The following is a 10,718-nucleotide window of genomic DNA, read 5'->3' on the forward strand; positions in this document are numbered from 1 at the left end:
TCAGATTGACCATGAATGGTAAGTGGTATTGCTACATTTTTGTAAGTGCATGGTCAAACTCACCATGAAACCAGCTCTGGTTTTGGTACAAAGCATCGATAGTGATAATCAGACTGCCCACGAGTGGTAAGGGGGATCGCTACATTTTCGGAAACGTAATAGTTGAACTCGACATGAAAACCAGCTTTGGTTTTAGTGGTGTAATTGCGGGCCTGTGCAATACATAGCCATTGGTTAATTAGATATGAAGTCATTAGAAGTTCTTAAAATTCCAACCCCGATTTAAGAATTCTTAAATTGACTAAGAATTGGTAAGAACTTACCTATGAGCTTCGCTCACGAACCTGTCGATTTTTTCAAAGCACAGCTGTAGCGGTGCTCTGTAAGAGTTAAGTCGCCAATTAATCTGACGTATCAATGAATCATACATGGCTTGGTGGACATCGTTTGGAGCAACTATTATTCTGTTATAAAAGTTTTTTTACGAGATTGCCAGTGGATACGTTGTTTCAGATTATATCAGATCTGCATGAAGAGTTTTGCGGAACTACGATCAAACAGATGGTTAACCCTGATGCTGATATAGTAATAATTGCTGGTGATATTACACATGGGGTAGGATTAGCAGAGCTCGCATCGCAAGCTGCTAAATCAAGTCCTCATATTGAATTTATTGTTATAGCTGGTAACCATGAATTTTATCATCAGGACTTTGATTATCATGACTATTTGAGCTGTTTAGCTCTGTGGAATCAATTTAGTGACAACCTTCACTTCCTCGAAAACACATCCGTCGTTATTGACAGGTATGATCTTGAAGTGTTCGGAGGAATTGGTTGGACAAATCTTAGCGGGCTTAATGACGTCAACACGCTTTCCCTACAAATGAAACTCAATGATTTCAAGTATATTACAGTGAATAATCGAACTCTGACGCCATCAAAGATGAGGGAGTTAAATACTGAGTTTAAAAGCGCTTGTGTTGCATCTATGTCAGCCTCGCTAAAGAAGAACAAAATCGTGGTTTCTCACTTTCCACAATCTTTTGAATTGAAACACTCAGGTTTTCCAGTTGACCTATTGACATGTTATTTCTGCTCTGACGACAATGAGCTAATCCGAGAGTTATCTACCCACGGTGTGAATGCGATGGTGAGTGGACACACTCACGACAATTTTGATCGTATTGTGGAAGGTGTAAGGCAGATATCAAGCCAGGTCGGATATTCTCACGAGAATGATTTTGACAACAACTTACTCAACTCCAGAAAATTACATAAACTACTTAAAAGATCTAATTAGTTGCGTCGAGTGAGAGTTTGTAGTTCAGTATCCATTAAAGGACATCTATGGGTAATTGATGAAACTCAGTATGGCTTTCCCCTGTAACAAGACCGAGATCACATTGATAGAAATTCTCCCATGAAGGAATACTCTCAACATAAAAACTAGAGGTTTAGTTTTCGGTTGCGAACCATCAAGGAATTTTCGCAACCACTTGTTGCGAGACAGGATAATTTGATAAAAGCACCCCCATGGTAGGATACCCTACTTTTTGGGAACAACATTAAAATTAGAGGTCTAATTTTAATGTTTAGTAAGTCTAAACCAGTTTTGCAAACGAAAACGCCCCCAATTAGGGGGCGATTCATATACAAATTACCTATTAATACGCTTTTCGCAGTCGCTCTACTTTTAAACTTGTCACGAATCTCGTTCAGATGGTAGCTACTCGATTGATAAAGAAAGTTTGAAGTCTGATGTTATTAATCCTGCGAAGTTACCTAATTATCTACCTAAAGACATTCCTGATTTCGACGAGGATGCTCAGTGAAAAATCGAGCGTTTTGCACTAGATATTCTTTTCATCAAATCGCGATGAATTTTGATGAAATCAAATGAATCACTAATATACCCATGTTTTTAAAAGCCATTTTTTCTCACCTAATGAATATTACATTAGTCAATGGAACTAAACAGCTCGAACTATTCAAACCGAGTAGGTTTGGTTTACTATATAAGTTCCCCTTCTTCTGGAGCCTCCACGAGACCCAACGCTCGATAACCTTTCTCTCTTTTTTTAAACATCCTAGACAGCATGGGGATTCTCGAATCGACGTAGTCGATAACTTTAACTTCATCTTTCCCTTCAAATTCACGCTGGATTCGACCAACATACTGAATAAGTGAACCTTTCCAGGAGACTGGTAGTGCTAATATCAAAGTATCTAGCCTAGGTAAGTCGAAACCTTCCCCGATAAACCGCCCAGTAGCAACAAGTACTTCGGTGGTTGCTAGTTTCTCCATGACGTCCGCTTGCTGCTTCTTCTTCATTGCACCGACAAGCATTTGGTGTTTAAGCCCCGTATCATCAAGCAACTTAGAAATGATATTGGCGTGCTCTCTTCGCTCTGTTAATACAATGGGGACTCTTCCTTTACCAACTTCAAGTTTAATGTCCTCAATAATGACCTTGTTACGTTCAGAGTGCAGCATCAACCAGCGATATACTTCGGAAATATGAGGTTTGGGTTCATCAGAAATCAAACTTAGCGGCACTTCAAATAGTAAAGCTTTCTTTTCCAATCGCTGAACAAGTCGAGAGCCTTGGTCAGACTTGATGCTATGCCTGACCCTACCCGCTTGCATGAAGATAATCGGTTGATGTCCATCTCGCCTCTCTAAGGTGGCACTTATCCCAACAATAAATTTGGCATGCGACTCAGATAAAACTCGTTCAAATTGAGGTGCTGACAGATGATGGCATTCATCGACTATGACTTGACCATAGTCCTGAACCAGCCCATTGACACTATTATTACTCCTGTTGAACAAACTTTGATACGTCGCAATATCGATCTGCCCTGTTGGCTTTTTCTTGCTTCCAGTCCACACTCCAACCTCAACTCCCTGAGCAAAAACCTTCAGTCTCTCTTGCCATTGGTCTACGAGCTGTTTGTTGTGAACTAGCACTAACGTATTAACTTTTCTTTGACATATGAGGCCAATGGCAGTAATCGTTTTGCCGAATGCTGTAGGCGCATGAAGCACGCCATTATCATACTTAAGAAGTTTATCGACAGCTTTACGTTGCGCCGAACGCAGGGAACCGACAAATTTAATAGTTCCTAATAACCGCCCTGCAATCCTTTTGTCTTCTACCTGTAACGAAATACCATGAGAAGAACAGATATCCTTCAAATCATCCAAACACCCTCTTGGCAAACTCAAATAGCCGCTGTCTATCTCCGCTAAACAAATGAACCGAGCAATGCTATTTGTAGATAAGCGCAATCCTTGGGCTTTAAAGAACTTTGGATTTGAGAAAGATGCGACTTTTTTAAACTGGGCGATTAAAGGGTTAGGAAGACTAGACAACGGGATATAGAGTCTATTGGCGATGACCACTTGCAACACTTTAGGGCAATCCTCTATGGCACTCCCAGTTGGTAGCGAGCGCTCCCAGGGGGCTTGCTGACTGTTATAAGCCGATGTTTGCTCTTGGTGTTCATAACTGTTCAAAAGCGCTTCAACTTTTACAGATGGGACACGCTTTGTTGAAACCAGAGCAGCCCATTGATCGACAAAAGCAACAAAGGACTGATCAACAAATGTAGAGTTTCCACATGAACGTGGTTGCTTTTGCAGTGGCAAAGCTATTAGATTACCGATTCCCCCTACAGGCAGAACATCTTGGTTAGGAAAAAGCCTATCGTAAGACTCAAAAGATAGAGCTCCATGAGTTTTCATCGCTTCATCTAAGAGGAAAAATCCCATCTGACGAGCTAGCTTGGCTTTTATGGCTTGCTCGAAGAAAATCCACACGTGTGCACCATTCCCAGACCTTGAGCGCTCTAGTAGACAATATATTCCATTTTGTTGGCATGCATCGACATAAGCTCTTGACGCTAATTGCCAATCGCTTTTGTCGAAATCAACTGCTAACAACCAACATGTGTTGTTTGGTTGCATTGGGTATAAGCCAATAACTTCTTGTCCTACTAGATGATTGTAGATCGCTTCTTCATCTAGTGATTTGAACGCCTGATTGGGACACTCCAAGCATTTAATTTTAGGTTTGTTGCAGAGCCCTTGCTGCCATTCATTATGGCAAGCAACTGCATAACCACTTCTCCCTTTATTATTCTGCCAACGATGCGCGTAACAATTTTCATTCCCTTTAAAGTAGCTCTTAAATAAAGCGATCTTTTGAGTTGGCGAATACTCCTTTGGAGCACTCGCCACCAAGCTAGTGCTTTGAGCTAGCAAAGATTGACGACGCTGTTCTAAGTGACTTAACTTTGCCCTTAACTCTAAAATCTGCTGTTCAATCCTTTCAAGCTCATTCATATTTAGTCCCAGCGGCAAGTCCGACAACACAAATCAGTACATATTAAGCCATAAGCATTATTGCTAACTGCCTAACATATTGACCAAGCTTTCTAGCTTATTATGATACCAACGTCCCAACAATTAACAGCATAACGCAATATGACACTTCAACACGTTCCTTTCGGCTTGAGAAACGAAGACCATTCCTTTGTGGATGTCTCTGATGTAGTTCGCGGAAAGAAATGTGACTGTATTTGTCCATCTTGTCACACTCCACTCATAGCCCGACAGGGAGAAGAGAAGCAGTGGCACTTTGCCCATGCAACTCGCAAAGTAGATAAAACCGATAAGGAGTGTGACTTTTCCTTCTTTGTCTCAGTTAGAATGATGGCAAGGCAAGTTATCGAAACAGGTATTAGGATCGATCTCCCAGAGTACAAGTGCACAGTAGCTCGCCAGGCGAAAGCAACTCACTTCAAAGAAGAATTTCTGGTAGCAAAACAAACAACTATCGAACTAGAAGACGTACATAAGGAAGCACCGTTTTCAAATTGCGTTGTCGACATTGTTGGTAAGGTTCAAGATTTCTCTTTTGTCGTATACTTTACCCACCCAAATCGCCCACTCCCTGCGGAGCTTCATGTCTCTGATAACCAACAAAGTGGTGTGCTAGAAATTAAACTCGATGATACACACCACTTATTCAAAGAAGATAGAGCTGGAACTAGGCAACTAGATAGGCTAAAGCTCTTTCTACAAAATGACCTGCCATCTAAGAGCTGGGTATTTCATCCACGAAAGGCTTCAATGCAGAAAGCAGCATATAAACGTTTGAACTCGACTATCGCTAGCTATCAAATCAATCGTCACTCAGCAACTAGTCATTCTAGCCATGGAAGTCATGTTTCCTATCAGCACAACGACCCTTGGCTTGCGCCAAGAAACAAACCGACAGCTCCTCCGTCACCAATACCCAAAAGAACAGCTACATTCGAATGCATCATGTGTAACTGCCAATGGCAAACTTCATTGCCAGGGCAACCTACCTGCCCTAAATGCCATAGCCACCTATACGCTAGCGAAATATCTTCGAGATAAAAACGCATCAAGTGTTCATTTACTTCCCCTGTTCATTTTTTATGGGCAAACCTAAAAAATGAACAGAACCTGATACTCCCAGCTTTTGTTTCTCAGGCTCGAATTCTTTAAATAACTAATGAGTAGTTAAAGTTTCATAAATGAAGAAAAATCAAAATAATGAGTAGTACAATTATCATTATTGGCAAATACGTCTTCCAATCAATTAACGATGAAATTTATTTAAAGCGTGGACAGTGGCTATTTTCACTCACAACACATATGGAAATAACTAACTCTCAATCAGCAAGACGAGACACTGTATACCCCGCACTACCATGCTAATTTAAACAACGAGCTGATCTCTAAACTGGAAGCCTACACAAGCTTCCCTGCCCGATAATGAGTAATATCTTATACATTAATTGATGAAACCAAGAATTATAAGTATTATACTACTCATTAAAAGAATGGAGCCCTCAATGGAAGAGTTAAACATACAAGCTTTTATCAAAGGTGAATGGCTAGATATTGCTATCATTTCATTTCCTAAAAGTGAACAGAACAACTTCCGAGTGACTGAACTCAATTATCTCGGAGACTACGCATTAGAACATCATGAAAAAGATGACCTACACGCCGTATCAATGAACCTGCCTGTATCTTTTTTCTTTGACGACATGGGGCGGCCTGGATGGCTAACTTTTCTTGATGACATAATGCCAAGTGGGGCAAGCAGACGTTATTGGGTCAAACACCTAGACATTGAAGATCTTTCAATTGATGAACAAGACTATGTTTTACTAAAGTTTGGCACAATGTCGCCTATCGGCAACTTGCGAGTAAAAGACTCTCTACCAGAACGCTATGAAGAGTCAGATACCCTCTACTTTTCTCTAGACGATGTAAAAAACCGCGCAAGTGACTTTTTAGATTATGCTCAACAAAGAGGTGCTGCGGCTGGCGGTGCGACAGGCGCAGGAGGTGAAGCTCCAAAACTAATCTTGCGTTGCTCTAAAGAAATCACAGAACAAAGTAAGATATGGATAGATCCTTATCAAGATGATAACACCAACCAAGATCTACACTATTTAGTCAAGTATCCTAGAGGCTCAAGAAGCATTGTTGACTGCAATATTCTTCGAGCTGAGTTCCATTATTATCACGAACTCACCGCTATGGGTTTTGATACCATACCAATCCAAAATATGCGATTAGAAGAAGGATTAAACTATCCTTCTTTATGGTTGCCTAGATTTGATATTCGTTTTAACGAAAAGCAACAGATTGAAAAATTCGGAATGGAATCTGTTTACTCCATTTTGCATAAAGGTGCAGGCGTTACTCTAGAACATGAAGCGACGATTAGAACGTTAATTGAAAAAATCACCCATAGTCATATGGTGCAAAATCAAGGGTATAAATTTGATGTTCAAAGCTTTGTTGTAGAGTGGGTAAAGAGAGACTTACTCAACATCCTATTTGGCAATAGCGATAACCACGGTAGAAACACCTCATTCTTAAAAGGTGATGGTTATATTAAGTTAGCCCCAATCTACGATTTTGCTCCAATGAAAGCCGATCCAGAAGGTATTCCAAGAACTACAAAATGGAAAGCCCCACTAGAAGTTGGAGGCACTTACAATTTTATCGGTATTGCAGAATCACTGTCTGACCTTGTGCCGAGTGAGCTCTTACTGAGCCAGCTTAAAGATACCGCAGAAAAGTGTCTTGATCTTAAAGAAAGACTGATCGATCGTGGGGTTCCAGAGCAGATCATTAAAATGCCAGCTATTGGATTAAATCATATCCCTGAAAAATTGAAAAAATGGGGGCTATTATGAGCAATAATAACAAGTCATCCAAAGAGTCTATAAATGATGTCGTTAATCGTCTCCGACATAATCGCAAACAGATCTTTAGCCCTCACAATACAAACAGTGACGACAACGTAAAGGCTGATACTGTTAACCTCGGAGGTCGCACTTCTCAAAGGGCATCAAAAAAGACTCTACCTCCAAAAGCAGCCGATCGCAGCAGGATAGTAAATCAAATAGTGAAACAACTATTGTTTGGCGAACTAACCCAAGGTCAGGCACTAAAAGAGCTTCGGATCAATGTGCTAGGTTTAAAGCAAGATGTTTACGCAAAGCTCGTAGATGTGTCCCGAAAAACCCTCTCTGATATAGAGAATGATCGTGGTAACTACAAAACAGACATATTGAATAAAGTCTTCAAACCTTTTGGTCTAAAAGTTGGTCTAATACCGTCATCATCGAGTATGCTAAACTCATTGCTCGGCAATAACTGATCACCTATTGGTAACTAGCGGTTGCAGATAATTTTAAGATTATTTTGCTATGATAGCACCAGCCCGCAATAGCAAAAAGTTATATCGGACGCGGGTTCAGTTCCTTTTGAAGTAGGATTTTCATGTAACATTCAATGTAACACTAAATTCAAACACCTGTTTTAAATCGTTGAATTTTATACAAATGAGACAATCATTCAACTCCCGCCAGCTCCACCAAACGTTTGGAAAGGGCCAACTCGAAAGAGTTGGCCCTTTTTGTATTTTATAATCATCAATTATGCTGTCGGTACTAAACGCGCTACCTTTCACTCACAGGGTGACGCACGGTGTAAAGTGCTTTTGATTCCCATGACTTTAGTTTCGAACCATCTCATGCGCTTCAAAGTCAGTATTTCTAATTAACTTTTATGTGGCATATTTGATCTACTTACGTGTAACCATCACCTCACCTTACCCGCATGGATAATCGCCAATCGCAGAAAAACTTAGCGACAAGTCTAATAAAGGCTGGTATCCACCTTCTTGCAATACCTCTTTAAGCTAAAGGCTTTGATTATCCCCTGAAAGGTATAAAGTTATATATATCCCTTTGTTGGGATAGCACGGCCAATATCCTCTAATGGGGGTCAAGCCTCATAATATGAAGTGACAACTTGTGATTTATAGCCCACAACAATTAGCCAATACTTTATTGCTAATACGCAAAAAAATAAATGGACTCAGTTCGAAGTGGCAAAGAGAGTCGCATAAAGCAAGCTACCATTTCTAACTTTGAAACTAGACCAGATAAAGCCACGCTCTCTACCATGTTTAAAATCATTCAAGCCTTAGACCTGACAGTAAAGGTTGAAACAAGAAGTGAGAGCAAGACAATGTGTAATGCCTTTATATTACACACAATACTTGAACGACCACCTTAAGGTTCCGATAGAGAGTTAGCCATACTTTAGGTATCTCAAAGCCCCATGGCTTTGAGTTTTCTATTGTTCTTTCATTACATAAAGTAAATCACATTAGACTTTTAATAAGATCGCCAAGTTTGTAATCATAAAAGCTCACTACTGTAGACTTTTATGTGATAACTCAATGTATTCACCATAAAAGTGAACTTTAATAGACTTTTATTTAAAATCTACGTATAAATAACTTAAAAGTCTACTAAGACATACTTTATTGCATCATGCTATATGGAGGTTCTATGGTTAAGAAAGTAAAAGCAACTGAGTCACCAGATCTAAACCAGGTGTTCACACCATCACTACTTGGTGAGGCGATCAAAGCAAAAAGAACTCAAAGTAAAATCACTCAGCAAGATGCAGCATTGCTTTCTGGTGTTTCAAAACAAACCTACATAAAAATTGAACAAGGCAGCTCCGATATTAAACTAACCTCTTTAATGAAAGTTGTGTCTGCTCTAGGAATAAAGATATCGATACAACCATGGCAAGACTTAGATGCTTCAGTCTCATCACAGGAGAAAGGTAATGACGTCTGGGTCTAATCAATACATCCTCGATATAGTCTATAGCCAGCAAGTCATAGGCAAACTATCACTGAGTAAAGAAAGTGATGCTCTATCTGTAATCTACAAGCAAGATTGGATTGATAATGGGTTTCCCATATCGCCACACCTTCCATTTAACTCTGATATACCATCAGTCAATATCAGGAGGTTCTTACAGAATTTGCTCCCTGAAAATAAAGGGTTAGATTATTTGATCGACTTTCTTGGCGTATCACGTTCAAACGTATTTGCACAAGTTGGTGGTATTGGAACAGATACATCAGGTGCAATGATGTTCTTATCTGAAGGTGTTTCTCCAGTTCAAACTGAAACCTCTTTCAACCCAATCAACGATAGTGAATTAATTAAGAAACTATCTGACCCTGAGCTTTGGTATTTAGAAATATGGGAAGGAAAACCAAGACTATCAGTAGCGGGGGTTCAATCTAAGCTAAACGTTTTATCTATCGATGGAAACTTAGGGTTTGGAGAGGGTGAACTATGCTCAACTCATATTGTGAAGTTCGAAAAAAATGACCAACAACACCTTGTCATAAATGAATTTGTGACGATGAAGTTAGCGAAGCTAGTTGAACTAGATGTTGCTGATGTTGAGTTGCGGTATTTTGACCAATTTCCAGCCTTAATTGTAGAGAGATTTGATCGAAAGCTATTTAGCTCAACAAGTGTGAAACGAAGGCATATGATCGATGCCTGTCAAGCTTGTAACCTAGGTGTCGATAGAAAGTATGAACGAAACTTAGGTAAACAAAGAGATGTCAGTCATATTCGTGATGGTGTCAGCTTCACCCGACTTTTTTCGGTAACAGAGCAATGTGAAAACCCATTAGCGGCAAAACTAGCGATCCTAAAGTGGGCAATGTTCAATCTCTGCATTTATAACGCAGATGCACATGGCAAAAACTTCAGTTTCTTTGTCCAAAAATCGGGCTTAACACCAACGCCACTTTACGATCTAGTCAATGTAAGGATGTACCCTGAATTTGAGCAGGATCTTGCGATGGCAATTGGGGATGAATTTGACTCAGATTCTATTAATGCCTACCAACTTGTAGAGTTTGCTGACGATTGTGGTATTTCACCAAAATTGCTTCAACAGAGCCTAGTAAAGATCGCAAATGACATTATAAACAACATTGATGATGCTATATCTCTCGTCACTCCTACTTCTGATTCACAATTACCTTATTTAAACCGATACCGTGAAATCGTTGTGGCTAGATGTAAGCACTTCCTTAAACAATCACCACTCATCACTGAAATTGAGCTTTAACTTATAGATAAGCTATCTAATCAGAATATAGAAAGCACAAAGAGCAAAAGCTCTTTGTGTTACCTACTTGATAATTAACGCAGCCAGTTCAGTTACTGATGAAGAAGTTGAACCGATAGAAATTAGATAAATTTAGGTGTTACGTATCCGCCCCACGAACCCACGGGGCGACTTGTCAGTGTTTGAAGTTCCAAGGT

At 39.9% G+C, this 10,718-nt stretch carries 8 protein-coding genes; 6 read left to right on the forward strand and 2 right to left on the reverse strand.

Annotated features, from left to right (window positions below):
* Window positions 1–59: 59 nt before the first annotated feature.
* Window positions 60–254, reverse strand: coding sequence for a hypothetical protein (locus ACED42_RS16005; protein WP_371703310.1), 195 nt, complete (start codon window positions 252–254; stop codon window positions 60–62).
* 163 nt (window positions 255–417) lie between these two features.
* Here ACED42_RS16005 and ACED42_RS16010 point away from each other — a divergent pair, with 163 nt between their 5' ends.
* Window positions 418–1,302 (forward strand): metallophosphoesterase, encoded by an 885-nt coding sequence (locus ACED42_RS16010; RefSeq protein WP_371703313.1) that lies wholly within the window; start codon window positions 418–420, stop codon window positions 1,300–1,302.
* A gap of 711 nt (window positions 1,303–2,013) precedes the next feature.
* On the opposite strand, the gene ACED42_RS16015 is transcribed toward ACED42_RS16010, so the two are convergent.
* Complete coding sequence (locus ACED42_RS16015) at window positions 2,014–4,350, reverse strand: DEAD/DEAH box helicase family protein (RefSeq protein ID WP_371703315.1); 2,337 nt, start codon at window positions 4,348–4,350, stop codon at window positions 2,014–2,016.
* Between the two features lie 141 nt (window positions 4,351–4,491).
* Here ACED42_RS16015 and ACED42_RS16020 point away from each other — a divergent pair, with 141 nt between their 5' ends.
* The 5 genes from ACED42_RS16020 to ACED42_RS16040 all read left to right on the forward strand — a co-directional run bounded on the left by ACED42_RS16020 (window position 4,492) and on the right by ACED42_RS16040 (window position 10,521).
* Entirely contained in the window at window positions 4,492–5,430 is a 939-nt protein-coding gene (locus ACED42_RS16020) for a competence protein CoiA family protein (RefSeq protein WP_371703317.1), read from the forward strand.
* Window positions 5,431–5,891: 461 nt separating this feature from the next.
* On the forward strand, window positions 5,892–7,253 hold the full coding sequence (locus ACED42_RS16025; protein ID WP_371703319.1) for a type II toxin-antitoxin system HipA family toxin: 1,362 nt from the start codon (window positions 5,892–5,894) through the stop codon (window positions 7,251–7,253).
* Window positions 7,250–7,720 carry a helix-turn-helix transcriptional regulator gene (locus ACED42_RS16030; RefSeq protein ID WP_371703321.1) on the forward strand — a complete coding sequence of 157 codons (471 nt, stop codon included), beginning with the start codon at window positions 7,250–7,252 and terminating at the stop codon, window positions 7,718–7,720. The genes ACED42_RS16025 and ACED42_RS16030 overlap by 4 nt, the downstream gene beginning before the upstream one ends.
* A gap of 1,201 nt (window positions 7,721–8,921) precedes the next feature.
* Window positions 8,922–9,224, forward strand: a complete 303-nt coding sequence (locus ACED42_RS16035) for a helix-turn-helix transcriptional regulator (RefSeq protein WP_017098054.1) — start codon at window positions 8,922–8,924, stop codon at window positions 9,222–9,224.
* The gene (locus tag ACED42_RS16040; RefSeq protein WP_017098055.1) at window positions 9,208–10,521 is read left to right on the forward strand and encodes a HipA domain-containing protein; all 1,314 of its coding nucleotides are present in this window, start codon (window positions 9,208–9,210) and stop codon (window positions 10,519–10,521) included. The genes ACED42_RS16035 and ACED42_RS16040 overlap by 17 nt, the downstream gene beginning before the upstream one ends.
* Window positions 10,522–10,718: the final 197 nt, after the last annotated feature.

Source organism: Vibrio sp. FF145, from assembly GCF_041439075.1.
GTDB lineage: Bacteria > Pseudomonadota > Gammaproteobacteria > Enterobacterales > Vibrionaceae > Vibrio > Vibrio tasmaniensis_A.

Bases quoted from the DNA above. Each gene is read 5' to 3' on its own strand.
- ACED42_RS16020 (WP_371703317.1), top strand. From the start codon at position 4,492: ATGACACTTCAACACGTTCCTTTCGGCTTGAGAAACGAAGACCATTCC.
- ACED42_RS16025 (WP_371703319.1), top strand. From the start codon at position 5,892: ATGGAAGAGTTAAACATACAAGCTTTTATCAAAGGTGAATGGCTAGAT.
- ACED42_RS16015 (WP_371703315.1), bottom strand. From the start codon at position 4,350: ATGAATGAGCTTGAAAGGATTGAACAGCAGATTTTAGAGTTAAGGGCA.
- ACED42_RS16010 (WP_371703313.1), top strand. From the start codon at position 418: ATGAATCATACATGGCTTGGTGGACATCGTTTGGAGCAACTATTATTC.
- ACED42_RS16035 (WP_017098054.1), top strand. From the start codon at position 8,922: ATGGTTAAGAAAGTAAAAGCAACTGAGTCACCAGATCTAAACCAGGTG.
- ACED42_RS16005 (WP_371703310.1), bottom strand. From the start codon at position 254: ATGACTTCATATCTAATTAACCAATGGCTATGTATTGCACAGGCCCGC.
- ACED42_RS16030 (WP_371703321.1), top strand. From the start codon at position 7,250: ATGAGCAATAATAACAAGTCATCCAAAGAGTCTATAAATGATGTCGTT.
- ACED42_RS16040 (WP_017098055.1), top strand. From the start codon at position 9,208: ATGACGTCTGGGTCTAATCAATACATCCTCGATATAGTCTATAGCCAG.